Annotated in this window: 19 protein-coding genes; 5 read left to right on the top strand and 14 right to left on the bottom strand. The window is 65.6% G+C overall.

Annotation, left to right across the window (positions count from 1 at the left end; translation table 11 throughout):
* Positions 1-263: 263 nt before the first annotated feature.
* From ACVOLQ_RS03010 to hflK, 4 genes are all read right to left on the bottom strand, one after another.
* Complete coding sequence (locus tag ACVOLQ_RS03010) at positions 264-1,556, bottom strand: adenylosuccinate synthase (RefSeq protein WP_312918213.1); 1,293 nt, start codon at positions 1,554-1,556, stop codon at positions 264-266.
* A 245-nt stretch (positions 1,557-1,801) separates the two neighbouring features.
* Complete coding sequence (locus ACVOLQ_RS03005) at positions 1,802-1,987, bottom strand: DUF2065 domain-containing protein (RefSeq protein ID WP_481527015.1); 186 nt, start codon at positions 1,985-1,987, stop codon at positions 1,802-1,804.
* A 155-nt stretch (positions 1,988-2,142) separates the two neighbouring features.
* Positions 2,143-3,006 (bottom strand): protease modulator HflC, encoded by an 864-nt coding sequence (gene hflC, locus ACVOLQ_RS03000; RefSeq protein WP_282265868.1) that lies wholly within the window; start codon positions 3,004-3,006, stop codon positions 2,143-2,145.
* On the bottom strand, positions 3,003-4,109 hold the full coding sequence (gene hflK / locus ACVOLQ_RS02995; protein ID WP_481527014.1) for an FtsH protease activity modulator HflK: 1,107 nt from the start codon (positions 4,107-4,109) through the stop codon (positions 3,003-3,005). The genes hflC and hflK overlap by 4 nt, the downstream gene beginning before the upstream one ends.
* 296 nt (positions 4,110-4,405) lie before the next feature.
* On the opposite strand from hflK, the gene ACVOLQ_RS02990 reads away from it, so the two are divergent.
* Both ACVOLQ_RS02990 and pilH read left to right on the top strand, forming a co-directional pair.
* Entirely contained in the window at positions 4,406-5,401 is a 996-nt protein-coding gene (locus ACVOLQ_RS02990) for a YhdH/YhfP family quinone oxidoreductase (RefSeq protein ID WP_313493635.1), read from the top strand.
* Positions 5,402-5,492: 91 nt separating this feature from the next.
* Complete coding sequence (gene pilH, locus ACVOLQ_RS02985) at positions 5,493-5,876, top strand: twitching motility response regulator PilH (RefSeq protein ID WP_481527013.1); 384 nt, start codon at positions 5,493-5,495, stop codon at positions 5,874-5,876.
* Positions 5,877-6,174: 298 nt separating this feature from the next.
* On the opposite strand, the gene ACVOLQ_RS02980 is transcribed toward pilH, so the two are convergent.
* The gene (locus ACVOLQ_RS02980) at positions 6,175-7,074 is read right to left on the bottom strand and encodes a DnaJ C-terminal domain-containing protein (RefSeq protein ID WP_312370804.1); all 900 of its coding nucleotides are present in this window, start codon (positions 7,072-7,074) and stop codon (positions 6,175-6,177) included.
* 126 nt (positions 7,075-7,200) lie between these two features.
* Positions 7,201-7,638, bottom strand: a complete 438-nt coding sequence (locus ACVOLQ_RS02975) for an Hsp20/alpha crystallin family protein (protein ID WP_481527012.1) — start codon at positions 7,636-7,638, stop codon at positions 7,201-7,203.
* Between the two features lie 156 nt (positions 7,639-7,794).
* Here ACVOLQ_RS02975 and ACVOLQ_RS02970 point away from each other — a divergent pair, with 156 nt between their 5' ends.
* Positions 7,795-8,277, top strand: a complete 483-nt coding sequence (locus tag ACVOLQ_RS02970; RefSeq protein ID WP_313172953.1) for a peroxiredoxin — start codon at positions 7,795-7,797, stop codon at positions 8,275-8,277.
* A 26-nt stretch (positions 8,278-8,303) separates the two neighbouring features.
* Positions 8,304-8,879, top strand: coding sequence for a ferritin-like domain-containing protein (locus ACVOLQ_RS02965; RefSeq protein ID WP_481527011.1), 576 nt, complete (start codon positions 8,304-8,306; stop codon positions 8,877-8,879).
* A 253-nt stretch (positions 8,880-9,132) separates the two neighbouring features.
* On the opposite strand, the gene pbpC is transcribed toward ACVOLQ_RS02965, so the two are convergent.
* The 8 genes from pbpC to prpB form a co-directional block, all read right to left on the bottom strand.
* On the bottom strand, positions 9,133-11,475 hold the full coding sequence (gene pbpC, locus ACVOLQ_RS02960; protein WP_481527049.1) for a penicillin-binding protein 1C: 2,343 nt from the start codon (positions 11,473-11,475) through the stop codon (positions 9,133-9,135).
* 264 nt (positions 11,476-11,739) lie between these two features.
* Complete coding sequence (locus tag ACVOLQ_RS02955) at positions 11,740-16,647, bottom strand: alpha-2-macroglobulin family protein (protein WP_481527010.1); 4,908 nt, start codon at positions 16,645-16,647, stop codon at positions 11,740-11,742.
* Positions 16,648-16,864: 217 nt separating this feature from the next.
* Positions 16,865-18,064 (bottom strand): 2-methylaconitate cis-trans isomerase PrpF, encoded by a 1,200-nt coding sequence (prpF, locus tag ACVOLQ_RS02950; protein ID WP_481527009.1) that lies wholly within the window; start codon positions 18,062-18,064, stop codon positions 16,865-16,867.
* 65 nt (positions 18,065-18,129) lie between these two features.
* The gene (locus ACVOLQ_RS02945) at positions 18,130-18,909 is read right to left on the bottom strand and encodes a hypothetical protein (RefSeq protein ID WP_481527008.1); all 780 of its coding nucleotides are present in this window, start codon (positions 18,907-18,909) and stop codon (positions 18,130-18,132) included.
* Positions 18,910-19,002: 93 nt separating this feature from the next.
* Positions 19,003-21,621 (bottom strand): Fe/S-dependent 2-methylisocitrate dehydratase AcnD, encoded by a 2,619-nt coding sequence (acnD, locus tag ACVOLQ_RS02940; protein ID WP_481527007.1) that lies wholly within the window; start codon positions 21,619-21,621, stop codon positions 19,003-19,005.
* A gap of 285 nt (positions 21,622-21,906) precedes the next feature.
* On the bottom strand, positions 21,907-23,064 hold the full coding sequence (prpC, locus tag ACVOLQ_RS02935; protein ID WP_481527006.1) for a bifunctional 2-methylcitrate synthase/citrate synthase: 1,158 nt from the start codon (positions 23,062-23,064) through the stop codon (positions 21,907-21,909).
* A gap of 33 nt (positions 23,065-23,097) precedes the next feature.
* Positions 23,098-23,688 (bottom strand): DUF1003 domain-containing protein, encoded by a 591-nt coding sequence (locus ACVOLQ_RS02930; RefSeq protein ID WP_313172945.1) that lies wholly within the window; start codon positions 23,686-23,688, stop codon positions 23,098-23,100.
* A 29-nt stretch (positions 23,689-23,717) separates the two neighbouring features.
* Positions 23,718-24,605 carry a methylisocitrate lyase gene (gene prpB / locus ACVOLQ_RS02925; protein WP_481527005.1) on the bottom strand — a complete coding sequence of 296 codons (888 nt, stop codon included), beginning with the start codon at positions 24,603-24,605 and terminating at the stop codon, positions 23,718-23,720.
* Positions 24,606-24,727: 122 nt separating this feature from the next.
* Here prpB and ACVOLQ_RS02920 point away from each other — a divergent pair, with 122 nt between their 5' ends.
* Entirely contained in the window at positions 24,728-25,951 is a 1,224-nt protein-coding gene (locus tag ACVOLQ_RS02920; RefSeq protein WP_313172943.1) for a citrate/2-methylcitrate synthase, read from the top strand.
* Positions 25,952-25,987: the final 36 nt, after the last annotated feature.

Genomic DNA, 25,987 nt, shown 5'->3' with positions numbered 1-25,987 from the left:
GGCCTTTGTAGTGCCGAGCCATGCTCGGCCGGGGCCTTCCCGCTACCGCTCGCTGCCGACCATGGGTCGGCACTACAGTGAAGCCGACCTGCTACCAACCATCGCAAAGCCGGAGGGTAGTGCCGAGCCATGCTCGGCTGGGGCATTCCCGGTGCCCCTCGTTGCCGACCATGGGTCGGCACTACGCTGAAGCGGGTCTCCGAGCCCAGAACGACAACGCCCCGCTTTCGCGGGGCGTTGCCTGTTGCATCACGGTGCCGCTATCAGCCCCACGGATCCTGCAGGATCATGGTGTGGTCACGGTCCGGACCGGTCGAGACGATCGAGATCGGGCAGCCAGCCAGTTCTTCCAGCGAACGCAGGTAGGCGCGTGCGGCCGGCGGCAGCTGGTCCCACTCGGTGATGCCGTGGGTGTTCTCGCTCCAGCCCGGGAACTCCAGGTACACCGGGGTGCACTCTTCCCAGCCCTGCGCATCCAGCGGTGCGTATTCCGAACGCTTGCCACGGTATTCATAGGCAATGCAGACCTTCAGCTTTTCCATGCCGTCGAGCACGTCGAGCTTGGTGATGCACAGGCCGGAGATGCCGTTGATGGCCACGGCGCGCTTGAGCGCGACGATATCCATCCAGCCGCAGCGGCGCGGGCGGCCGGTCGATGCGCCGTACTCGGCGCCACGGTCACGGATGCCCTGGCCGATTTCGTCGTCCAGTTCGGTCGGGAACGGGCCGCCACCAACGCGGGTGGCATAGGCCTTGGCAATGCCCAGCACGTAATCGATCGAGTCAGCGCCCACGCCGGTACCGGCCAGTGCACCACCGACGGTGGTGTTGGAACTGGTGACGTACGGGTAGGTGCCGTGGTCGATGTCCAGCAGCGCGCCCTGGGCGCCTTCGAACAGCACGCGCTTGCCCTGCTTGCGCAGGTCATGGCAGATGCCGGCGACGTCGGACTTCATCGGCTCGACGTATTCGCCGAAGGCCAGTGCTTCCTGGTACACGGTGTCGAAATCCACCGGCTCCACGCCCAGGTACTTGGTCAGCACGAAGTTGTGGTAATCCAGCGCGGCACGCAGCTTTTCAGCCAGCTGTTCCGGGTAATGCAAGTCGGCGATGCGGATGCCGCGACGTGCCACCTTGTCTTCATAGGCCGGGCCGATGCCGCGACCGGTGGTGCCGATGGCCTTGCCGCCAGCAGCCTTCTCACGCGCCTGATCCAGGGCGATGTGGTACGGCATGATCAGCGGCGCAGCCGGCGAGATCTTCAGGCGTGAACGCACTTCCACGCCAGCCGTTTCCAGCTCTTCGATTTCCTTGCGCAGCGCGGCCGGGGAAATCACCACGCCATTGCCGATCAGGCACAGCGCGTCATCGCGCAGGATGCCGGACGGAATCAGGTGCAGGACGGTCTTCTTGCCGTTGATGACCAGGGTATGGCCGGCGTTGTGACCACCCTGGAAACGAACCACTGCGCCGATTTCCTCGGTCAGCAGATCGACGATCTTGCCCTTGCCTTCATCGCCCCACTGGGCGCCGAGAACGACAACTGATTGACCCATGACGGGTAACTCCTGAGTTTGCTGCGGCCATCGGGGCCGCGGACGGGGCCGTGTACCGCCCATGGTCAGCCTTGGTGGAAACCCCATCGGGGAGCCTCCGGCAAACACCAGGGTCATACACGGAAAAAGCCGAACGGGGATGCTCTTGAAGGAGCTCGCCCGACCGGCTTTTCTGGATTATCCGGGTTTTGCATGGCAGCTACCACCCCCACGGCTTCAGGATGGTATGGCCGTCGGGGTTTGGTTCAGTGGCGGACCCACCAGAGGACGGCCAGGCCAACGAACAGCGCCGCTGCGCCCATTGCGCGCAGGGATGCAGCAGGTTGCTCCAGCATCTGTGCGGCCATCCGCTTCCACGCCAGCGGCGCGACGAACAGGAACAGGCCTTCGATGATGGCCACGAGGCAGAGGGCGGAATAGAGGTCTTGCATGCGCTATAGCCATTGCCTTCTCCCCCGGGAGAAGGTGCCCGTAGGGCGGATGAGGGTGCGGGCGAACCCACCGAATGAGGGACATCAGGGGCATCCCGCCCCTTACCCTCACCCCAACCCCTCTCCCGGCGGGAGAGGGGCTAAAGGTCAAGCGATCAGCGATCGCTCTTCATGTACTGCAGGAACGGGTCGTTCTTGTCGAGCACGATCACGCCGTTGCCGTCGGTCATCGAGGCACGGTAGGCCTCCAGGCTGCGGTAGAAGGCGTAGAACGACGGGTCGGCCGAGCCGGCCTTGCCGTAGATCGAGGCGGCCTGGGCGTCGCCCTCACCGCGCAGCTGCTGCGCATCGCGCTCGGCTTCGGCCACGATCACGGTGCTTTCGCGGTCGGCCTGGGCACGGATGGTCAGCGACTGCTCCTCGCCCTCGGCGCGCAGCTTGGCGGCCTCCTGCTTGCGCTGCGCGCGCATGCGCTCGTAGACGTCGGCGATGACCTGGCTGTCGGTCGGCAGGTCGATCTGCTTGATGCGCAGGTCGATGATCTCCATGCCCAAGGCAGCAATCGCCTCGTTGATCGACTTCAGCTGGCCGGCAATCAGCTCGCCACGGTCACCGGACACCAAGGCCTGCAAGGTGCGCGAGTTGATCTGGTTACGCAGCGAGTCGGTGATGATCGGCGCAAGGCGGGCGTTGACGATCTTGCTGTCGCCGCCGGTGGCGCGGTAGTAGGCGCGAACGTCGGAGATCCTGCCAATGGCGAAGAAGTCGACGCTGACGTCCTTCTGTTCGGCGGTGAAATAACGCGCCGGGGCGGTGTCCAGCACCTGGAAGCGACGGTCGAACACGCGCACGGTTTCCACCAGCGGCACCTTGAAGTGCAGGCCCGGCTTGATGTCGGCACGCACCACCTTGCCCAGGTTGAGCACCATGGCGGTCTGGTCTTCGCGCACCACATAGACCGAGCCCAACAGGCCCAGCAACACCGCGACGAGTACGCCGATAACGACTGAGTTTTTCATCGGCCGGCCTCCTCACGCGATGCCGAGCGCGAGACCGAACGGTCCGCGTTGCGAATGCTGTCGGTCGCCGCCGGCAAGGCCGGTGCCACCATTTCCGGGGTCAGCTGCGGGGCAGCCGAGGCCTTGCCGGCGTCGGCCGGCATCGGCACGTAGATCAGCTGGCGGCCGTCGCCACCGATGACCTTGCGGTTCTCGGCCAGCACTTCCTGCACGGTTTCCAGCCACAGGCGCTTGCGGGTGACTTCCGGCGCGTTCTTGTACTCGCCCTGCAACAGGGTGAAGCGACGGGCGTCACCTTCGGCGCGGGCGACGATGGCCTGCTTGTAGCCTTCGGCGGTGGTACGGGCACGCGAGGCCTGGCCGCGCGCTTCCGGCACCACCTTGGCGGCGTAAGCCTGGGCTTCGTTGATCAGGCGTTCCTTGACCTGCTGGGCGCCGTTGACCTCGTCGAAGGCCGGCTTCACTTCTTCCGGCGGACGCGCGTCAGGCAGGGTCAGGCCGGTCACGCTGAGACCGGTCTTGTAGGTCTTCAGCGAGGCCTGCAGGCGCTGCTCGGCAACCACGGCCAGTGGACCACGGTTGTTCAGCACGGTATTCAGGTCGGCGCGGCCAACCTGTTCACGCACGGCGCTCTGCGCGGACTGTTCCAGCATCTGGTCGGCATCGACCGTACCAAACAGGTACTCGCGCGGGTCGTCCACGCGGTACTGCACGTTGACCGATACGTTGACGATGTTCTCGTCACGGGTCAGCACCGGCACGTTGCTGCTGAAGGTCTTGATCTGGGTCGCATTGACCTTGACCACCGACTCCAGCGGCCACGGCAGCTTGAAGTTGGGGCCCGGCTGCAGGATGCGCGAGTACTCGCCGAAACGCAGGACCACACCGCGCTGCTGTTCACCGATCAGCTGGAAGCTGGAGAACAACAACAGCAGAGCCAACGCGACCAGCACCCAGCGCCAGATACCGCCATCAAACAGGTCGCGCAGCGGTCCAGGCAGTCCACCACCCCAACCTCCGCCATTGCCGCCACGTGGCGTACGCGGCGCGCGGTTGTTGTCCGCACCACCACCGCTGTTGCCGCCGGGTGTATTCCAGGCCATGCATGCTCCATCTGTAAGGGCCAGGCTGCGGGGGCTCCCGCCGAGGACCTGACCATCTATCGAATCCCGATTCTAACAAGGCAGACTCTGAACAGGTTCGGGGCTAGCTGAACCGACAGGGTTTGCCCGCCGATCTTCCCCCAAGGTGGATGATCCCCGGCCCCCCCCTGGCCGAAGCCCGGTCCCGCAATATCCATTCGACCCCGGAACGGGCCCGCCAAGACTAGGAATAGGGGCAGACCGGCCTTTTCACAACCGTTATGGTTGCACTCCCCCGTTCCGACGCAGGCCTACCGATGTCCCACACCGCCCCGTTCACCGCCTTCCGCATCCACAACGACGACGCCGGCTACCGCAGCGGGCTGGAGTCGCTGGGCCTGGACCAGCTCAGCCCCGGCGAGGTGGTCATCCGCGCCCGCTGGTCCTCGGTGAACTACAAGGACGCGCTGGCCGGCACCGGCAAGGGCAAGATTCTGCGCCGCTTCCCGCTGGTGGGCGGCATCGACGTGGCCGGCGAGGTGGTGGCCTCGACCGACCCGGCCTTCCGCGAGGGCGACCAGGTACTGACCACCGGCTGCGGCCTGAGCGAGACCCGCGACGGTGGCTACAGCCAGTATGTGCGGCTGGAGTCCAAGTGGGTGATCCCTTTGCCGGCGGCATTGAGCCTGCGCGAGGCCATGGTGCTGGGCACGGCCGGCTTCACCGCCGCGCTGGCGCTGCTGCGCATGACCGACAACCGGCAAACGCCAGCCCATGGACCGCTCGCCGTCACCGGCGCCACCGGCGGGGTCGGCTCGCTGGCAGTGGACATCTTCAGCCGCGCCGGTTTCGAGGTGCATGCCATCAGCGGCAAGGCCGAGGCCGCGGACTACCTGACCGCCATCGGCGCCAGCCAGGTACTGGGCCGCGATGCCCTGGCCACCACCCGGCCGATGGAATCGGCCCGCTTTGGCGGCGGCCTGGACAACGTCGGCGGCAGCATGCTGACCAGCCTGCTGGCGCAGACCGCGCCCTATGGCAATGTCGCTTCGGCCGGCCTGGCCGCGTCCGGCGCGCTGGACATGACGGTGATGCCCTTCATCATCCGTGGCGTATCGCTGCTGGGCGTGGCCTCGGCCGGCACCGCCCGCGACATCCGCGAGCAGGTCTGGCAGCGCCTGGGCAGCGACTGGAAGCCGCGTCACCTGGACCGCATCTGTACCCGTGAAGTGGCGCTGGACGAACTGCCGGGGGTATTTTCGACCATGCTGGACGGCAAATCCTTCGGCCGCACCGTCGTAAGAATTGATTGACGCAAGTCACAGCACAACCCCGGCGTGGAACGCGCGGCTTCACGCCGGGAGCAGGCCGGCACTACACTGCCGGCACTACTTGGGGAAAAACATGGCGCGTATCCTGATTGTCGATGACTCACCATCGCAGTTGATGGGCATTCAACGCATCGTTGAAAAACTGGGGCATGAAATCTTCACCGCAACTGATGGCGCCTCCGGGGTAGAGGCTGCCAAGCAGGTGCTGCCGGACCTGGTGTTGATGGACGTGGTGATGCCCAACCTCAACGGTTTCCAGGCCACCCGCACGCTCAAGCGCGAGGCCACCACCCAGCACATCCCGGTGATCCTGGTGACCACCAAGGATCAGGACACTGATCGCTTGTGGGGCATGCGCCAGGGGGCCAAGGCTTACATCACCAAGCCGTTCACCGAGGAGGACTTGTCGGCGGTGATCGCGCAGGTGTTCAGTGCCGAGGCACCGCCGGTTGGGTGAAGCTGCTTTCTTGGGGAAAGCGTTTGGGAAGGCGGGCTTTGCCCGCCTTTCTTGTTTTTGGTGGTTGGGGTTTGTTTTGGGTTTGCTTGCTAGAAGCTTGCCCTCACCCCAACCCCTCTCCCGCAGGCGGGAGAGGGGCTCGGATTGCCTGCGCTCGTAATGCACTAGCCCCTTTCCCGCGCGCGGGAGAGGGGTTGGGGTGAGGGCAAGCTTCTAGCTAAAGATATAAACCAAAGAAAAAAGAAAAGCGGGCAAAGCCCGCTTCTCTCCGACAGCAGCAGCGTAAACAAAGCCGCAATCAGTCCTCGCCAAACGCCTTGGCCAGGTCCTTGTACGCCTTGCGCTGGGCCTCGTTGCCCGCTACTGGCGCCACCACCTCCAACTCCACGATCTGGTCGCCGTCAGGCTTGCCCGGCAGGCCACGGCCACGCAGGCGCAGCTTGCGGCCACTGTCCGAGTCGGCCGGCACCTTCAACTCCACCGCACCGCCCAGGGTAGGCACGCTGATGCTGGTGCCCAGCGCCGCCTGCCAGGGGGTGACCTGCAAGGTGTAGAGGATATTGCGGCCGTCCACCTCGAACTGCGGGTGCGAGGCGTATTCCACCTCCAGCATCAGGTTGCCGCCGCCGCTGCCCTGCCCGCCCAGGCGGATCACCTGGCCGGGGCGGATCCCCTTGGGGACGCGCACGTCGAGCTGGCGCCCATCCACGGTGATGCGCAGGCTGTCGCCGTTGTAGGCAGCCTCCAGCGGCACGGACAGCTTGGCGCGGGTGTCACGCATCGGCTGCGGGCCGGCGCCGCCAAAGCCCGGGCCCGGTCGCCGACCACCGGCACCGGCGCCGCCACGCTGGCGCGCAAACAGGCTTTCGAAGAAATCGCTGAAGCCGCCGCCGGCACCACCGCCGCCGAACACCTCTTCGAAATCGAAGCCCTGGCCGCCGCCAAAGTTCGGCGGCGCGTGGAACTCCTCGCCGGGGCGGTAGCCCTGCGCGCGCAGCTGGTCATACGCCTGGCGCTTCTGCGGATCGCGCAGCGCCTCATAGGCCTCGTTGACCGCCTTGAATTTCTCCTCGGCGCCGGCTTCCTTGCTTACGTCCGGATGGTACTTGCGCGCCAGCCGACGGTAAGCGGTCTTGATTTCGGCATCACCGGCGCTGGGCTCAACCCCGAGCGTGGCGTAGTAATCCTTGAATTCCATCCATACACCTCTGAAAAAAACTGGCCCGACACCTTGCGGCAACGGGCCATCGTGCAATCGGCAGGCGCCGTGGCCCCATTCTACCGGGCCACGGCCACTGCGCAGGTGGAAGTTCGCTCACGCCGCTCAGGCGCTGGGCTGGCCCTGCACCACCTGGATGCGGCGGGGAGCCGCCTCGCTGCGCTTGGGTATACGCACCTCCAGCACGCCGTTGTGGCTATTGGCGACAATGCCCTCGGCATCGGCGCTGTCCGGCAGCACGAAGCGACGGTTGAAACTGCCCTGGCCACGCTCACTGCGGGTCAGGCGCTGGCCTTCGGCCAGTTCAGGCGAGCTGCGCTGGCCACTGATGGTGAGTACGCCCTTTTCCATCTGCACATCGATGCTGGCGGGATCAACACCGGGCAGATCGGCCATCACCACGAAACGGTTGGCTTCCTCGCGGATATCGACGGCAGGCAGCCATGCCGACGCGGTGTTGCTGGTGACGGTTTCGAGCAGCGGCGACAACAACTGATGAATCTCGGACTGGGTCGGCCACTGGCGGTAACGTACGATGCTCATGATGTCCTCCTGCAAGATAGGAAGGGACTGGCACGCCGGAATGGCACTGCCTTTCCCATGCCAAGGACGTATTGTGTGAAGACCGTCTTTTCAAGCTGTTGACGCGGTGCTTCCACCGCCTCTTTAAACTCAAATTCAGCCTAGGAGCCCCACCCAATGTCCATCAACGTCGGCGATCGCATTCCGGAAGTAACCCTCAAGCGTCTACGCGAAGGCCTGGAAACGATCGACACCCATGCACTGTTCGACGGCCGCAAGGTCGTGCTGTTCGCCGTGCCGGGCGCCTTCACCCCGACCTGTTCGGCCCGGCATCTGCCCGGCTACGTGGAGCACTTCGAGGACTTCCGCAAGCGCGGTATCGAGGTGTTCTGCATGGCGGTGAACGATCCGTTCGTGATGCAGGCCTGGGCCAAGAGCCAGTCGGTGCCGGACGGGCTGCAGATGCTGTCCGACGGCAATGGTGATTTCACCCGCGCGCTGGGCCTGGAGATGGACGCCAGCAGTTCAGGCATGGGCCTGCGTTCGCGACGCTTCGCACTGTATGTGGAAGACGGCGTGGTGCGTGCCGCCTACATCGAACAGCCGGGGCAATTCGAGGTATCCGGGGCCGAGCACGTGCTCGCCCATCTGCCCGCATAGGGGCGCAACAGAAGGAAAGGCCAGCCATGAGCAAGCAGCCCGCCGCCAAATCCGCAAAAACCACGCAGTTGGCAGGTATCACCGATCGCAAGACCTTGCGTGCCAACGCACGCAAGAGCATCGAGGACGGTGCGGTGACGCCCACCTACACCGCCAACCGCACGGCGGTGATCAAGCTGCTCAACGATGCGCTGGCCACAGAGTGGGTATGCGTGCTGCGCTACTACCGCCATTACTACATGGCCAAGGGCATGCTGGCCGATGCGGTGAAGGCCGAGTTCATGGAGCATGCGCAGCAGGAACAGGCGCATGCGGCGCTGTTGTCCGAGCGCATCGTGCAACTGGGGGGCGAGCCGGATCTGAATCCGGACACCCTTACCGCGCGCGCCCATGCCGAGTACAAGGAAGGCGGCAACCTGCGCGACATGGTGCGCGAGAACCTGATCGCCGAGCGCATCGCCATCGACAGTTACCGCGAGATGATCAACTTCGTCGGTGACAAGGACACCACCACCAAGCGCATCCTCGAGCAGATCCTGGCGCAGGAAGAAGACCACGCCGACGATTTCGCGGACATGCTGGAAGGCTGGATAGGCGAGTAAGCCCGCCCTCATGTAGTGCCGAGCCATGCTCGGCACGGGCGTTACCGGCAATCCCAACCTTATGGGAGCGGCGCGAGCCACGAAGCTGACAATCAATCCGATTGCAGATGCGCAGCGGGTTTCGCAGGTGTCGGCTTCATGGCTTAGGTGGTCGTGCAGGCATTGTTTGGAAAGCCCCTTGCCGAGCATGGCTCGGCACTACGGGCATTGCCTGGAAAGCCTCTGCCGAGCATAGCTCGGCACTACCGGTTTTCTAGTTCACCACGCGGAAGCGCACGCGGGTCCAGGCACCGTCGGCGGCCAGCGCGGTCAGCGTGTGTTCGCCGGCGTCGTTGAAATCACGGGTGAAGCCGCGCGTGCCCTGGGTCTGGGCAATCCAGCGGCCATCCAGCAGCCATTCGATCGTCGCCTCGCTGCCCAGCGCCCGCAACTGCAGGCGCGGGCCGTGCTGCGCGCCCGGCGGGCGGGCCAACGTGGCCAGGTCATTGAGGCCTTCGATATGCAGCACACCGTCCGACTGCCGGCCATCGTCGGCACAGTCCGCAGCCAACGGCGGCAGCGTCTGTGCCTGCCGCTGGGCGACGCTCAGCCACGGGGAGGCCAATGCCGGCCACCTAGCGATCTCGCGATCTTCAACCCGCACATGCCCCTCACAGCCGGGCGACACGCGCTGGCCGGTTATTGCATCCACCTGGAAACGCAGGCGCCCGGATTGCCACAGCCGCGCCTCACGTTCGGGGAAGCTGGGCGGCACGACCCCCTCCAGCACCCAGGCGGGGAAACGGCGTTGGCACATGGCCGGCGGGGTCTGCGCGGCGGCAATGCCCAGCGGCCAGCAGATCTCGACCTCGCTGACACTGTCCGGCCGCGCGCGCACCGCATTGTCACCGGCCTGTCGCGGCAGGCTGTCGATTACCTCGAACATCAAGGGCAAGGCGGTCACCGCACCGTATTGGCCGGGCAAGGGCGTGCCGTCCGGGCGTCCAACCCAGACCCCGACGGTATAGGTGCGGGTGCTGCCTATCGCCCAGGCATCGCGATAGCCGTAGCTGGTGCCGGTCTTCCAGGCAACGCGCGGGCGGTTGCCGGTATCGAAGGTGCCCACGCCATAACCGGGGCGCGGATTGGATTCGAGTATGTCGCGCACGATCCATGCCGCGCCCGGCGAGACCAAGCGGCGTTCGATGCGCGCGTCCTCGGGCGTATAACGCACGCGGCCGGCGATGCCGTCGCGGTTCAAGGCCGAAAACGCGCCGACCAGGTCCTCCAGGCGTGCGCCGGTACCGCCCAGGATCAAGGCCAGGCTGGGCTGGGTGCCCCGTGGAAAACGCAGATTGATGCCGGCATTGCCCAGCCGCGCGGCAAAGCGCGCCGGCCCAACCCGGTCCAGCAGATCCACCGACGGCACGTTCAAGGACAAACGCAATGCCGTGGCCGCGCCTACCGGCCCGTTGAACGCCGCATCAAAGTTCCCCGGCCGATAACCACCGAAGCTCTGCGGCGCGTCGACGATCAGGCTTTCCGAATGGATCAGGCCATCATCCAGGGCCATGCCATACAGGAAGGGCTTGAGCGTGGAACCGGGCGAACGCCAGGCCTGCACCATGTCCACATGCCCCAGCCGCGCCTTGTCGCCGAAGCTGACCGAGCCAACATAGGCGCGCGCCTCCAGGGTGCGGTTGTCCATCACCAGCAAGGCCGCCGAGGTGCGCTCGGGCAACTGCGAGAAATACGCGGCCACGCGCTCTTCCAGCGTGCGTTGCAGGCCGCTGTCGATGGTCGTCTCGATCTGGGCCACGCGTGGCTGGGCACTGCGCAGGCGCTGCGCCAGCAAGGCGGCATGCAGGGGCTGCTGCAGCGAACGCGCGACCACCGACTCAACCCGCGCATCGGCGACCTCCTCGGCCGACCACACGCCCAGCTCGGCCATGCGCGCCAACACCTTGTCGCGGGCGCGCTGCGCGGCCTCGGGGTGCCGATCCGGGCGCAACCGGCTGGGAGACTGGGGCAGCACCGCCAGCAAGGCGGCCTCGGCCTGTGACAGGTGAGTGGCGGACTTGCCCAGGTAGGCCCAGCTGGCCGCTTCCACGCCTTCGATGGTGCCGCCGTAGGGCGCGCGTTCCAGGTAAAGATCGAGGATCTGCGCCTTGCTCAGGTGCACTTCCAGCTGCAGCGCCCGCAGCAACTGCTTGAGCTTGCCCCAAGGGGTGCGCGTATGCGGATCGAGGATGCGCGCGACCTGCATGGTCAGGGTGGAACCACCGGACACGATGCGCCGTTCCAGCAGCATCTGCTTGCCGGCCCGCAGCAGCGCCCAGGGGTTGATGCCGGGATGGCGCCAGAACCAGCGGTCCTCGTAGGTCAGCAGCGCTTGGAGGTAGAGCGGCGAAACGGTCTTTGCATCGGCCGGATAGCGCCATACCCCTTCGGCGTCGGCGAAGGCGCGCAGCGGCGTGCCGTCAGCGGCCACCACCAAGGTACTGGTGTCGCGTGATTTCGGCAGCGGCAAGGGGAATGCCAGGTCCAGCACCAGCAGCAAGGTCAGCAGTGCGGCAAGCGCCCAGCGCAGGTTGCGGAGGGTGAACACGGCGCGCAGGCGGGAGCCAAGAGGTTTCAGCCTGGGGAAGCGCGCTTTCACTGGGGACGATTCTTCAAACGTGAGCTGGGGGGCTGGGGCGGATTGGCTTGGCCGTGGGAGAGCTTACCCCTCCCCAACCCTCCCCTTGCCTTCGGCAAAGGGAGGGAGCAGGGCGCCGCGATTGTTGACTGGGCCGCTGCGGCGGAATGGCTTGGTCGGGGAAGAGCCTACCCCTCCCCAGCCCTCCCCTTGCCTTCGGCAAAGGGAGGGAGCAGGAGCCGACTACGGCTGCACCACCGTGATCGTGCTGGGGTTGGCCCGGCCCACGCCGCGCATGTCGGGCCGGTACATGTCCTCGGCCAGCGGCGGCGGCACCATGTAGGTGCCCGGGGTGACCGCGCGCACCAGGTAGAACACATGCGCGGTGCTGCCACGCGACAGCTTCAGCGCCGCCACGTAACGGTCATCGCGGAACTCCTCGTGCTTGACGTCGGCGGCGCGCGAACGATCGCTGATCTGCACCTCACCCACCACCACGTCAGCCCACTGCTTGGCATCGCCCAGATTGAAGTTCTCGATCTCCAGACCGGCGGGCAGCAGGTCGGTGATCAAGGCGTCGGGCATGTTCGAATTGGCGGTGACGCTGAGCCGCACGATCAAGGCCTCGCCTTCCTTCAACGGCCGCGGCGTCCACGGCTTGCCATCGGTGCCGAACCACGCGCGCTCGATGCCGATCACGCTGTTGTCCGGCGCCGGCGGCTGGCGCGGAATGCCGGCAACATCAAGGCTGGCGAACATCGGCGCCTCGCCCTGCGGCGAGAACCGCACGCCCTGTGCCAGCTGCGCCATGTCGAACACGCGACCGAAGGCCTTGCGGGCATCGATGGCCTCGACCTTGTCGCCGACCGCAAGCTCACCGGACACCAGCTTCTTCTGGTTGGCCATCAGAGCCTTGCCCAGACGCGCCAGCGCCACCTGTTCCTGCGTGCTCAGCCACATCAGGCCGTTGCCGCGACGCACATCCAGGGTACGGCCCAGATCGATCACACGCGCGTCGTACTCCGGCTTGGACAGGCCACGCTCGTGCAGCAGCGCGATCATCAAGGCCTCATCGCGCAGGCGGGTACCATAGTCGCCAAAGTAATCCGGACGGTCCGCGCTGGACTTGGCAAAGCCCGCGGCAATCGCCGCCTGGCCGCGCTTGCTGTCGCCCTGGATCGCCAGCGCCGCGCCCAGGTGCACCAGCGACAGACCGGTAACTGCCTTGCTGCGCTCGTTGTCCCACAGCGTGCGCAGCGTACCCAGCGGGGCGCGGTTGACCCGTGCCAGCACGTAGCCGGAATAGGCCTGGTTGGCGAACTTCAAACCGTCGCGGCGATCACTGCCGTAGAACTGGTTACCGCCACTGAGCAGGTCTTCGCTGATGCGGTTCAAGGTCTTCTGCAGCACGTTCTCCGGCACCGCGAAACCGGCATCCTTGGCGTCGAGCAGGAACTCGGCGACATACGGCGTCAATGCCGGGTTGATGTAATCGTCATCACCCCACATCGAGAAGTTGCCGTTGGCCACCTGCATCGAGGCCAGCCGCCCGAACGCGCCTTCCATGCGCTCGCGGCGGGTCTTGGCATCCAGGCCATCGGCACCCAGCATGGCCGAGGTGGCCTCATCCAGCATCAGCGCCGCATAGCCCTTGCTGGTGGTCTGCTCGGCACAGCCATAGGGGTAGTTCAATGCCCCCTGCAAGGCCGACGCGAACGGGATGGGCGGCAGCGCGCTGACCAGCATGCGGGCATTGACCGAACCGTCCATCAGGCCGTTGGCGAAACTGCTGTCCAGGTTGACCGGTGCCAGCGGGTCCAGGGTGCGGGTCTGCGAGCGCAGCACCGACGGCCAGGCCGCGCGCACTGGCAGCTCATAGCGCCGGTCCACCTTGAAACCATTGCCATCCACCCGCACCCGCACCTTGGCCACGCTATAGCCTTCCTGCGCGCTAAGCGGGAAGCTCAGGGTGCTCTTGGCATCCACGCCAAGCTGCACCTTGCGGCTTGCCTCGGCGATGCCCAGCGGACCTTCACCGTCCACCCGCACGGCGAATTCGCCGGGCTTGCCGGTGAAGTTCTGCACGTCCAGGGTTACCGTGCTGCGGTCCCCCGGCGCCATCACCCGCGGCATGCTGGCTTCGGCCAGGATCGGCGCGCGCACCAGCGTTTCCACGTCACGGTTGCCGTAACGGTCGGCCGAGTAGACCAGCGCCGAGACGCGCAGGGTGCCGTTGAAATCCGGTACCTGCAGGCGTACCCGCGCATTGCCCTTGGCGTCCAACGCCACCGGCCCGGAGAACAGGTCCACGGTCTGCACCCGCGCGGTCGGCCGCTTGGCCTGCGGCAAGGCTGCCAAGGCCATGTCGCCACCGAACTTCAGCTTGCCGCTGTTGCCCTCGAAGCTCTCGATCACCCGGCCGTAGATGTCATAGGCATCCACGCCCAGACGGCGCTGTGCGAAGAAATGCGCCGGTGCATCCGGGACCGGAAAGCGGGTGATGTTGAGGATGCCCACATCCACCGCCGACACCGTGACGTGCGCCGGCTTGCCGGCCAGTTCCGGCGCGCTGACGGTCACCGTCATCGGCTGCTCCGGACGCATCTGCTTGGGCGCGATCAAACCGACCGCAACGCGGCGGTCGCGGCGGTCCATCGGCACATGCGCCACGCCCACGGCACGCGCCGGGGTGATCTTGCTGGGCGCGGTGCCGCCGCGGAACACCAGTGCGGTGATGTAGACATCGTGCCGCTCCCAGTCCTTGGTGACCGGGATTTCAAAGGTGCTGCCCGGCTTGGCGTCGATGTCCTGCACGTACAGCATGTGGTCGCTTTCCACCATCAGCAGGCCACGGCCGGCATGTGGCGGGGTCAGCGTGACCTTGACGGTATCGCCGGCACGGTAGCCCGCCTTGTCCAGCGACAGCTTGACCTTGTCCGGGCGCGCATCCAGGCCACGGTTGTCGTCGTTCCAGCTCCAGCCGGCGCGGAACGGATAGCGCATGGTCAGGCCGGTGGCCGGGTCGAACACGTCCACGCGGTACTCGCCCCACTCCACCGGGAAATCGAAACGCGCCGCGGTGGTCCCGGCATCGATGGTGCGGGTTTCCTTGTTCTCGAAACGGCGGGTGAAGTCGTAATCCCAGCGGTTGTCGGTATAGGTCCAGTGGTAGTCGCGCAGTTCGCGCACCAGGGTGACCTTCAGCCCCTTGGCCGGCTGCGGCTTGCCCTCGGCGTCCACCCGCATCAGCTCGAAGCGCGCGTTGGCATTGGCATCGGCACCATCGGCGTCGTTGAACAGGGGACGCACGGCCACCAGTACCGGCGCCGGCCACATCACCCGCTTCAGGGTGCGGGTAACGGTGCGGCCACCGGTTTCATAGACACTGCCGGACAACAGCGCGGCCACGGTGGTGGCCTTGCCTGCCTCGGCTGGCAAGGCGACGTCCTGGCGCAGCTTGCCGTCCTTGGGCAGGGTGGTATCGATCACGTCATTGGCTTCGCGCGGCAACTGCACGGTCGGGTCGCCGAAGAACCAGCCCGGCATGGCCTCCACCGGATGCTGCTCCACCGCCACCGCCAAGCGTGCGGTGAAGCGGTTGCCGTCGGCCGGCGCGCCATACAGATAGGCCGCATCGGCCTGCAGCTGCAGGGCCTCGCCCGGCTTGAGCGTTTTCTGCGCGCTGTCCAGGTCCAGCTTCATGCGCTCGGGCAGGAATTCCTCGATGCGCAGGGTCATGCCCTGCACCGCTTCCTTGCTGCCCGGGTCAGTACGGAACTCCACCGTCCAGCGGCCGGTAGGTGCCTCCACCGGGATGGTCTGCTCGAACGCGAAATAGCCCTGCTCGCCCGGCTGCAGGCGGGTCTCACGGAAGGTCTTGCCGTCGGGCTGCTTGAGCCGCAGGAACACCGGCTGGCCGCCAGTGGCCGGCCCGGCCAGGGTCTTGCCGTCGTTGTCACGCAGCAGCGCGGAGATGCGCACCGTTTCACCCGGGCGGTAAAGGTCACGTCCGGACCAGGCGAAGACATCGAAGTTTGCATTCTGGCGGCCAGCCACGGCGAACTCGCTCAGATCCAGCGCCGGCTGGTTGAACGGCAGCATGGTGGTGTCGCTGCCACTGCTGGCCACCAGCACGTGCGCCGCATCCAGCGTGTAGTTCAGCAGGGCGTTGCCATTGGCATCGGTCTGGCCCTTGAGGATGACCTCGCCCTTGCCGTCGATGACCTTCAGCTCGACCTTCTTGGCCGGCGCGCCATCGGCCAGCGAAGCGGTATGCACGAACAGCTTGTCCTTGTAGGCACGGGTGTGCAGGCCGATGTCGCTGACGGTGAAGAAGGCGGTATCAAACTCGTTGTCGAAGCTGCCGGTGCGCTTCATCACCGCGAAGTACAGGCCCGGCTGCTGCAGTTCCTTCACGTCCTGGATCGGCAGGTAGGTCAGCACGCGTTCGTTCTGCTTGCCGCCCAGCACGAAGCGGTTGACGTAGACCGGCTCGGCCAGCTGGTTCAGCGGGGTGTTGTCGCCGTACTCGCTGTCCAGCTCCCAGCTGCCACGGCGGCCACCACGCTGGTACTGGCCGAAGAACGTAGGCAGGTCCTTCTCGCGCACGCGCAGGAACTCGACGTCCACCTCCGGCACGTTCACCGACACCACCGGCAGGCCGCGGCTGTCCTTGGCCGGCAGCACGCTGCCCTGCGAGGCAAAGCCCACCGCCGGGTCCAGCTCGCCGGTGAAGACCTTCTGCTTGACCTCAGTGCCCAGGCGGTTGCCGTCAGCAGCCAGCAGGTCGGCGGAGATGATCAGGGTGTATTCCTTGGCCGCCTCCACATACGGATAGCGCAGGGTCTTGCCGTCGTCGGACAGCGACCAGCTGCTGTCCTCGTTGCCGACCTTCTCCTCGAAGCGCAGCAGCTTGTCGAAATCCTGGGTGCCGACCAGCGGCTGCGAGAACTCCACCGCCAGCGCCAGGCCATCGCCGCTCTTCTGGTCCGGGTAGGCGCGCAGCATGGCGAAGCCCTTGACCTCCTCCTGGGTGGTCTTGATCGCCTCCCCGCTGGCCCCGGGCAACTGCCCGCTCTCATTGCGCTTGCATCCTGCAACCAGGGCCAGCGCCATCAAGGCGACTGCAGCCCAGCGAATACGCGTCAACATCCTGTTACCCATGGCGTCCTCCCGCAGATCGCCCGAGTATAACCAGCCCGCATGTAAAGGCCCGTGTAGCGGTGCGCTTTCTGCAGGCGATTTGTCTGGAATTCCTGTTCCCGCACAACGCCCGCTCCACGCGGGCCATCAACAGCAAAAGGGCCGCTGATTTCAGCGGCCCCGACGCTTCTTCAGGCGCTCATCCTGGCTTGGACGGCGCAAGGCCTCAGAACGCATCACCGGGCACGCGTACCCAGCCTTCCATCAGGATGCGTGCACTGCGGCTCATCACCGCCTTGGTGACGGTCCATTGGCCGTCCACCCATTCGACCGCAGCACCGACGCGCAGCGTCCCGGACGGATGACCAAAGCGCACCGCATCGCGCTGACCACCACCGGCGGCGAGGTTGACCAGGGTGCCCGGCACTGCCGCTGCCGTGGCGATGGCGACCGAGGCCGTGCCCATCATCGCGTGGTGCAGCTTGCCCATCGACATGGCGCGGGCATTGAGGTCGATGTCGCCGGCGTGGATCTGCTTGTTGCCGCTGGACAGATAGTCCTGCGGCGGCGCGACGAAGGCGACCTTGGGCGTGTGCTGGCGCTTGAGCGCCTCTTCAGGTGTCTTGATCAGGCCCATGCGCAGCGCGCCGGCAACGCGGATAGCCTCGAGCTTTGCCAGCGCCGCCTTGTCATCGTTGATTGCGGGTTGCAGCTCGGCACCGGTGTAGCCGATGTCCTGCGCGTTGACGAACACCGTGGGAATGCCAGCAGTGATCATCGTCGCCTGCAGCTTGCCCACGCCGGGCACATCAAGCTCATCGACCAGGTTGCCGGTGGGGAACATCGCGCCACCACCCTCGCCTTCGCCCTCATCGGCCGGGTCGATGAACTCCAGCACGATCTCCGCGGCCGGGAAAGTAACACCGTCCAGTTCGAAGTCACCGGTTTCCTGCACCTGACCGTTGGTGATGGGCACGTGGGCGATGATGGTCTTGTTGATGTTGGCTTGCCAGATGCGCACCGCGCAGATGCCGTTCTCGGGGACGCGTGCCGGATCGATGTAGCCTGCATGCAGCGCGAATGCACCCGCGCCGGTCGACAGGTTGCCGCAGTTGCCGGACCAATCGACGAAGTCGGTATCGATCGACACCTGACCGTACAGGTAGTCCACGTCGTGATCGGGCTTGCTGCTGGGCGCGATGATCACGCACTTGCTGGTACTGGAGGTAGCGCCGCCCATGCCGTCGGTGTGCTTGGCATAGTGATCGGGCGAACCGATCACCCGCTGCAGCAGGCGGTCACGGGCCACGCCGGGTTGCTGCGCGCGGGCCGGCAGGTCTTCCAGGCGGAAGAACACGCCTTTGGAGGTGCCGCCGCGCATATAGGTGGCCGGGATCTTGATCTGGGGGGGCAGCGTGCTGGTCATGTCATCTCCAATCTTCAACAACGATCAATTTGGTCAACTGTCCTGCAGGCCCAACCGGGCCACAGTTACAGGCTTTTTGTCCTGAAAAGGATGCCAAGCAGATAGATCGGCGCGGTCACCACCGCGCCCACCGAGTCGAGCGGACCGGACTGCTCCAGCGCCCGCCCTTCCAAGCGCAGGTTCAGCCGTAGTGGCTGCGGCAGCGCCGATGCGGCAAGTAAGGCTTCGCGGTCCTGCAGTTGCACCACGCGTCCCTCGCCTTCGAAAGTTGCGCTGTACAGCTGCAGTTGCCCCGTCGGCAATCCGCAGCGCGGATCAGCGGCGACGCGATAGGCCCAGGGCTGGTCGCGCATGGGCGCGCGGGTATCCACCTGCAGCGACGTCAGCCGGAACGTCTCGGCTTGGGCCGGTGTGATCCGCGTGGCATCAAGCAACAGCATGTAACGTCCAAAAAGCTGGGGCTTCCCCGAATCCAGCCCAAACCACAGATTGGCCTCCATCCCACCACACAGCACCGCATCCTTCAGCGGGCTTTGCGCCAATGCCTGATAGGCGGCAAAGCCCTCAGGCTTGATCTCGTAGTCGCGCGCATCACCGAGCAGATAGATCTTGTCGGGCGACTGGAATGCGCCCCGGATGAGGTCCTGCTGGTTGCGCTTGCCATGCCCACCTGTTGCACAGGCGCTGGTACCCAACAGCACGAGCAGGGACAGCAACAGGCAACGTGGAATCGCAGGTTTCATGAGCGTCTGGGCATGGAAGAAGGGGCGTCCTGATTCAAGTGCAAGCTCCGAGCATCTGTCAAACGACGACTGACACAGCCCATCCGTCGCGATTCCCACCACACCACGGCATGCTCGGCCGTGCAGCCACCGCGACAGGTATACAACCTGCGGCGGCGACGCCAAACCACGAGGCAGCAAAGCCCCAAGTCTTGCTCACGCTACCTGTGTGCCCTCCAGGAAATCCTGCGCAAAGCGCTGCAACACGCCGCCGGCCTCGTAGATCGCCACTTCCTCGTCCGAATCCAGACGGCAGGTCATCGGTACCTTCAGCACCTCACCGTTGCGACGGGTAATGACCAGGGTCAGGTCCGTGCCCGGGGTGCGCAGGCCGATCACGTCGTAGGTCTCGGTGCCGTCGATGCCCAGCGTGTTGCGGTTGGTACCCGGCTTGAACTCCAGCGGCAGCACGCCCATGCCGATCAGGTTGGTACGGTGGATGCGCTCGAAACCCTCGGCGGCAATCGCCTCCACGCCCGCCAGGCGCACGCCCTTGGCCGCCCAGTCACGCGAGCTGCCCTGGCCGTAATCGGCACCGGCGATGATGATCAGCGGCTGCTTGCGCTCCATGTAGGTTTCGATTGCTTCCCACATGCGCATCACCTTGCCTTCTGGCTCCACCCGCGCCAGCGAACCCTGCTTCACGCTGCCGTCTTCGTTACGCACCATCTCGTTGAACAGCTTCGGGTTGGCGAAGGTGGCGCGCTGTGCGGTGAGGTGATCGCCGCGATGGGTGGCGTAGGAGTTGAAGTCCTCTTCCGGCAAACCCATCTTGGCCAGGTATTCGCCGGCCGCGCTGGACAGCAGGATGGCATTGGACGGTGACAGGTGGTCGGTGGTGATGTTGTCCGGCAACACCGCCAGCGGGCGCATGCCACGCAGCGTGCGCTCACCGGCCAATGCACCCTCCCAGTACGGCGGACGGCGGATATAGGTGCTCTGCGGGCGCCAGTCGTACAGCGGGCTGACCTTCTCACCATGCTCCACGCGCACGTTGAACATCGGGTTGTAGACCTTGCGGAACTGCTCCGGCTTCACCGCGGCCTTCACCACCGCATCGATCTCGGCGTCGCTCGGCCAGATGTCCTTCAGGCGCACCTCGTTGCCATCGGCATCCACGCCCAGCACGTCCTTCTCGATGTCGAAACGCACGGTACCGGCGATGGCATAGGCGATCACCAGCGGCGGCGAGGCCAGGAAGGCCTGCTTGGCATACGGGTGGATGCGGCCGTCGAAGTTGCGGTTACCCGACAGCACGGCGGTCGAATACAGGTCGCGGTCGATGATTTCCTGCTGGATCTTCGGATCCAGCGCGCCACTCATGCCATTGCACGTGGTGCAGGCGAAAGCGACGATGCCGAAGCCCAACTTCTCCAGATCCGGCAGCAAGCCAGCTTCTTCCAGGTACAGCTGCACGGCCTTGGAGCCGGGTGCCAGCGACGACTTCACCCACGGCTTGCGGGTCAGGCCACGCGCATTGGCGTTGCGCGCAAGCAGCGCCGCGGCAATCACGTTGCGCGGGTTGGAGGTATTGGTGCAACTGGTGATCGCAGCGATGATCACCGCGCCGTCGGGCATCAGGCCTTCGGCCTCCTCGCCCCGGCCGCTTTGCAGCTTGGCTTCGTCGGCGATGCCGCGCTCGGCCAGATCCGACACCGACAGGCGCTTGTGCGGGTTGCTGGGGCCGGCCATGTTGCGCACGACGCTGGACAGGTCGAACTCAAGCACGCGCTCGTACTGCGCGGTTTCCAGCGCGTCGGCCCACAGCCCGGTGGTCCTGGCGTAGTTCTCGACCAGCGCCACCTGGGCCTCGTCGCGGCCGGTCAGGCGCAGATAGTCGATGGTCTGCTGGTCGATGTAGAACATCGCCGCGGTCGCACCGTATTCCGGGCACATATTGGAGATGGTGGCGCGGTCACCGATGGTCAGCGCAGCCGCGCCTTCACCGAAGAACTCCAGCCAGGCCCCGACCACACGCTCCTTGCGCAGGAACTCGGTCAGTGCCAGCACCACGTCGGTGGCGGTGATGTTCGGCTGCGGCTTGCCGGTCAGCTTGACGCCGATGATGTCGGGCAGGCGCATCCATGAGGCGCGGCCCAGCATCACGTTCTCGGCTTCCAGACCGCCAACACCAATGGCGATGACGCCCAAGGCATCCACGTGCGGGGTGTGGCTGTCGGTGCCGACGCAGGTATCCGGGAAGGCCACCCCGCCCTGCTGGTAGATCACCGGCGACATCTTCTCCAGATTGATCTGGTGCATGATGCCGTTGCCCGGCGGAATCACATCGACGTTCTCGAAGGCCAGCTTGGTCCAGTCGATGAAGTGGAAGCGGTCTTCGTTACGGCGGTCTTCGATGGCGCGGTTCTTGGCGAACGCGTCCGGATCGTAGCCGCCACATTCCACCGCCAACGAGTGATCGACGATCAGCTGCACCGGCACCACCGGGTTGACCTTGGCCGGGTCACCGCCCTTGTCGGCGATGGCGTCACGCAGGCCGGCCAGGTCGACCAGCGCGGTCTGGCCGAGGATGTCGTGGCAGACCACGCGTGCCGGGAACCAGGGGAAATCGAGGTCACGCTTGCGCTCGATCAGCTGCTTGAGCGAATCGGTGAGCGTGGCCGGGTTGCAGCGGCGCACCAGGTTTTCGGCCAGCACGCGCGCGGTATAGGGCAGCGCGGCGTAGGCGCCGGGCTGGATGGCATCGACTGCGGCGCGGGCGTCGAAGTAATCGAGCGTGCTGCCGGCGAGGTGTTTGCGGTAATCGGTATTCATGGCTGGCCTGTGAGGGTCTGGGCTTACTGGTGTGCTTTGGGTTTTGCTCGCAGCTGCTTGCGATTGCATGAGCCACACAGCAACACATGGAACCTGTGGCTTCCCTTCTCCCGCCTGCGGGGGAAGGTGCCCGAAGGGCGGATGGGGGGGAGCTTTGGCTTTGGCTTTGGCTTCTTCCAAAAGCGAAAAGCTACTCCACGTGCTAGAAGCTTCCCCTCACCCCAACCCCTCTCCCGCAGGCGGGAGAGGGGCTTTGTCTCGCTTGCGGGAGGTTATCCGCGAGCTTTACGCACGCTTGTCCAGCGGCACGAAGGTCTGGTCTTCCGGACCGGTGTAATTCGCGCTCGGGCGGATGATCTTGCCGTCGATGCGCTGCTCGATGATGTGCGCGCTCCAACCCGCAGTACGCGCAATGACGAACAGGGGCGTGAACATCGCGGTCGGCACGCCCATCATGTGGTAGCTGACAGCGCTGAACCAATCCAGGTTCGGGAACATCTTCTTGATGTCCCACATCACCGACTCCAGACGCTCGGCGATGTCGTACATCTTCATGTTCCCCTGCTCGGCCGACAGCTCGCGCGAGACCTCCTTGATCACCTTGTTGCGCGGATCGGACACGGTGTAGACCGGGTGACCGAAACCAATCACCACTTCCTTGCGCTCGACGCGGGCCTTGATGTCGGCCTCGGCTTCGTCCGGCGTTTCATAACGCTTCTGCACTTCGAAGGCGACTTCATTGGCGCCACCGTGCTTGGGACCGCGCAGCGCACCGATACCACCAGTGATGGCGCTGTACATGTCACTGCCGGTGCCGGCGATGACGCGGCAGGCGAAGGTCGAGGCGTTGAATTCGTGTTCTGCGTACAGGATCAGGCTGGTGTGCATGGCCTTGACCCAGGACTCGCGCGGCTGTTCGCCGTGCAGCAGGTGCAGGAAATGGCCGCCGATCGAATCATCGTCGGTCTCCACGTCGATGACCTTGCCGTTGTGGCTCCAGTGGTACCAGTACAGCAGCATCGAACCCAGCGAAGCCATCAGCTTGTCGGCGATGTCGCGCGCGCCCGGGTGGTTGTGGTCGTCCTTTTCCGGTGACACGCAGCCCAGCACGGAAACACCGGTGCGCATCACATCCATCGGGTGCGCCGACGGCGGCAGCTCTTCCAGCGCAGCCTTCACCGCTGCCGGGATGCCACGCAACGCCTTGAGCTTGGCCTTGTAGGCGCGCAGCTCGGCCTTGTTCGGCAGCTTGCCGTGCACCAGCAGGTGGGCGATTTCCTCGAACTCGCTGGTGTTGGCCAGGTCCAGGATGTCGTAGCCACGGTAATGCAGGTCGTTGCCGCTGCGGCCAACGGTGCACAGGGCGGTGTTGCCGGCAGCGGTGCCGGACAGGGCGACGGACTTCTTCGGCTTGAACGCCGGTGCGGCAGTTTGCTCTGACATGGTGTTTACCTCCGGGAAAACGGGTTCACGATTTCAATCAGGATTACGATCGGTGCCGCGCGTGGTCTGCTCCAGCAGCCGTTGCAGCATCTCGATCTGGCGGTTCTGTTGTTCAACCAGCAAAGCCCAATCCTGCGAACGCAGCAGGTCGAGCTTTTCGTGGATCTGCAGTACTTCAAGTTCGGACTTGATGTTGACCTGGTAATCGTTCTCGGCATGCATGCGGTCCACCGCCGCCTGCCGGTTCTGGCTCATCATGATGATCGGCGCCTGCACCGCCGCCAGGCAGGACAGCACCAGGTTCAGCAGGATGTAGGGATAGGGATCGAAGGCCTTGGCCAACATGAAACTGTTGGCCACCATCCAGACCAGCAGCAGGAAGAAGAAGCACAGGATGAAACTCCAGCTTCCTCCTACCTGTGCCACCCGGTCGGCCACCCGCTCACCGAAGCTGCGGGCAGCGTGGAATTCCTGCCCCACGTTGCGCGCGACCTTGCGCCGCGAAATGAAGCGCTCCACCACCAACCGCTCCTCCGGCGGCAACTGCTCCAGTTCCTTTTGCAGGAACTGCCGCGCCGTTTCTCGGCGATCGACACGTGCGGTTCGGGACGAAGTGCTTGCCATGGCGGTTCAGGTGGCCGGGAAAGGCCCCATCATGCACCCTTGCCAGCGAATACCTTGTCCAGCTGCGCCTCGAAAGCGTGGTAGCCAATGCGGTCATACAGTTCCTCGCGGGTCTGCATGGTGTCCACCACATTGCGCTGGTGGCCGTCACGGCGGATGGCTTCGTACACGTTCTCGGCGGCCTTGTTGGCGGCACGGAACGCGGACAGCGGGAACAGCTGCATCGCCACGCCGGCCGCGGCCAGCTCATCGCGGCTGAACAGCGGCGTCGCGCCGAATTCGGTGATGTTGGCCAGCAGCGGCACCTTCACCGCGTCGGCGAAGCGCTTGTAGGTTTCCAGGTCGTAGGCCGCCTCGGCAAAGATGCCGTCGGCACCGGCTTCCACGCAGGCCAGGGCGCGCTCGATGGCCGCGTCCACGCCTTCCATCTGGATGGCATCGGTGCGGGCGATCAGGAAGAAGTCCGGATCGGTCTTGGCATCGGCGGCGGCCTTCACGCGGTCAACCATTTCACCCTGCGAGACGATTTCCTTGCCCGGGCGGTGACCACAGCGCTTGGCGCCAACCTGGTCTTCGATATGGCAGGCAGCGGCGCCGGCCTTGATCAGCGACTTCACCGTGCGCGCGATGTTGAACGCGCTCGGGCCGAAACCGGTGTCGATATCGACCATCAACGGCAGATCGCAGACATCGCTGATGCGGCGCACGTCGATCAACACATCTTCCATCGTGTTGATGCCCAGGTCCGGCAGCCCCAGCGAACCGGCAGCAACACCGCCGCCGGACAGGTAAATGGCGCGGTAACCGGCGCGCTTGGCCAGCAGGGCGTGGTTGGCATTGATCGCACCCACCACCTGCAGCGGGGATTCGGCGGCCAGTGCGGCGCGGAAGGCGGCGCCGGCGGAAGAAAGACTCATGGGTTGGCTCCTGGCTTGTGGCTGGGCGGTGGCGAGCATGCCATTCCGCTGTGACGGTTAATCTGGCACCATCAGATGCATTGATCAATCTTGATTCAATAAATCAACCTATTGAATACGCCATGTCCGACGCCCTCGACCCCGAACTGATCCCCGCCAACGAAGCCTGCGCCCTGCTCGGCATCAGCGCCGCCACGTTGTATGCCTATGTCAGCCGCGGCCAGCTGAGCTCGCGGCCCGGGCCCTCCGCCCGCAGCCGGGTGTACCTGCGGGCGGAGGTGGAACGGCTGGCGCAGCGCAAACGGGCCGGCCGTGGTGCCGAGCGCGGCGCGGCGCAGAGCCTGGATCGCGGCCTGCCGGTGCTGGAAACCCGCATCTCGCTGATCCGCCCGGATGCGCCTTATTACCGTGGCCGTTCGGCCGTAGCCGCGGCGCAGGCCGGCGCCACGCTGGAGGACATCGCCCGCCTGCTGTGGGAGTGCGAAGAGCAGAATCCCTTCACCAGCACCGCCCTGCCCGCCTGGCCCGAGCGCATTGCCGGCCTGGCACTGGACGCCAGCCTGCCGCCGGTGGAACGCACCATGGCCTGCATCCCGCTGCTGGCCCTGGAGCAACGCCAGTCACTCAATGCTGCTGCGCCGGTCCGGCGCGAAGTCGCCGCCTTGTTGCTGCGGCAGAACGCCGCCCTGCTGGTCGGCACCGCGGCGGACACGCGGCCCGTGCACCGGCTGCTTGCCGATGCCTGGGTGCCGGGCGATGCGGCATTCGCCGAACTGGTGCGTGCGGCGCTGGTGCTGTGTGCCGATCACGAACTGAATGTGTCCGCGTTTGCCGCGCGCGTGGTTGCCTCCACCGGCGCGCACCTGCATGCCACGGTGAGCGCGGGCCTGGCGGCGCTGTCCGGGCCACGCCATGGCGGCGCCACCGCGCGCGCGCATGCCCTGCTGGTGGATGCCGAAGCCAGTGGCGCGCCAGCGACCTTCATTGCCGAGCGCTGGCGCCGCGGTGATGAGCTGCCGGGCTTCAATCATCTGCTGTATCCCGAGGGTGATCCGCGCGGTGCGGAGGTATTGCGGCAGCTACGCGAACGCTGTGGCGATTCGCCACGCATGCGCCATGTGGAAGCGGTGCTGGCGGCCACCGAGGAAGTCAGCGGGCAGCGGCCGAACATCGACGGCATGCTGGGTGCCATCTGCTATGTCTACGAATTGCCGGGCGCACATGCGCTGGTGATGTTCGCCACTGCCCGGCTTACCGGCTGGCTGGCGCATGCGTTGGAACAACAGGCGTTGGGCACCTTGATACGACCGCGTGCGCGCTATACCGGCTTGGCACCGAGGGGGTGAGCGTGCACCCCTCCCTTTTGCGCAGCAAAGGGGAGG

This window comes from Stenotrophomonas sp. STEN031, assembly GCF_056759975.1.
The sequence above is the reverse complement of the archived record's forward strand: the minus strand, read 5'-3'. Positions and strand labels throughout refer to the sequence as shown.

What these genes read in the sequence shown, in the direction of transcription:
- ACVOLQ_RS03010 (WP_312918213.1), bottom strand. Translation starts at nt 1,556, where the DNA reads ATGGGTCAATCAGTTGTCGTTCTCGGCGCCCAGTGGGGCGATGAAGGC.
- ACVOLQ_RS03005 (WP_481527015.1), bottom strand. Translation starts at nt 1,987, where the DNA reads ATGCAAGACCTCTATTCCGCCCTCTGCCTCGTGGCCATCATCGAAGGC.
- hflC (WP_282265868.1), bottom strand. Translation starts at nt 3,006, where the DNA reads ATGAAAAACTCAGTCGTTATCGGCGTACTCGTCGCGGTGTTGCTGGGC.
- hflK (WP_481527014.1), bottom strand. Translation starts at nt 4,109, where the DNA reads ATGGCCTGGAATACACCCGGCGGCAACAGCGGTGGTGGTGCGGACAAC.
- ACVOLQ_RS02990 (WP_313493635.1), top strand. Translation starts at nt 4,406, where the DNA reads ATGTCCCACACCGCCCCGTTCACCGCCTTCCGCATCCACAACGACGAC.
- pilH (WP_481527013.1), top strand. Translation starts at nt 5,493, where the DNA reads ATGGCGCGTATCCTGATTGTCGATGACTCACCATCGCAGTTGATGGGC.
- ACVOLQ_RS02980 (WP_312370804.1), bottom strand. Translation starts at nt 7,074, where the DNA reads ATGGAATTCAAGGATTACTACGCCACGCTCGGGGTTGAGCCCAGCGCC.
- ACVOLQ_RS02975 (WP_481527012.1), bottom strand. Translation starts at nt 7,638, where the DNA reads ATGAGCATCGTACGTTACCGCCAGTGGCCGACCCAGTCCGAGATTCAT.
- ACVOLQ_RS02970 (WP_313172953.1), top strand. Translation starts at nt 7,795, where the DNA reads ATGTCCATCAACGTCGGCGATCGCATTCCGGAAGTAACCCTCAAGCGT.
- ACVOLQ_RS02965 (WP_481527011.1), top strand. Translation starts at nt 8,304, where the DNA reads ATGAGCAAGCAGCCCGCCGCCAAATCCGCAAAAACCACGCAGTTGGCA.
- ACVOLQ_RS02955 (WP_481527010.1), bottom strand. Translation starts at nt 16,647, where the DNA reads ATGTTGACGCGTATTCGCTGGGCTGCAGTCGCCTTGATGGCGCTGGCC.
- prpF (WP_481527009.1), bottom strand. Translation starts at nt 18,064, where the DNA reads ATGACCAGCACGCTGCCCCCCCAGATCAAGATCCCGGCCACCTATATG.
- acnD (WP_481527007.1), bottom strand. Translation starts at nt 21,621, where the DNA reads ATGAATACCGATTACCGCAAACACCTCGCCGGCAGCACGCTCGATTAC.
- prpC (WP_481527006.1), bottom strand. Translation starts at nt 23,064, where the DNA reads ATGTCAGAGCAAACTGCCGCACCGGCGTTCAAGCCGAAGAAGTCCGTC.
- ACVOLQ_RS02930 (WP_313172945.1), bottom strand. Translation starts at nt 23,688, where the DNA reads ATGGCAAGCACTTCGTCCCGAACCGCACGTGTCGATCGCCGAGAAACG.
- prpB (WP_481527005.1), bottom strand. Translation starts at nt 24,605, where the DNA reads ATGAGTCTTTCTTCCGCCGGCGCCGCCTTCCGCGCCGCACTGGCCGCC.
- ACVOLQ_RS02920 (WP_313172943.1), top strand. Translation starts at nt 24,728, where the DNA reads ATGTCCGACGCCCTCGACCCCGAACTGATCCCCGCCAACGAAGCCTGC.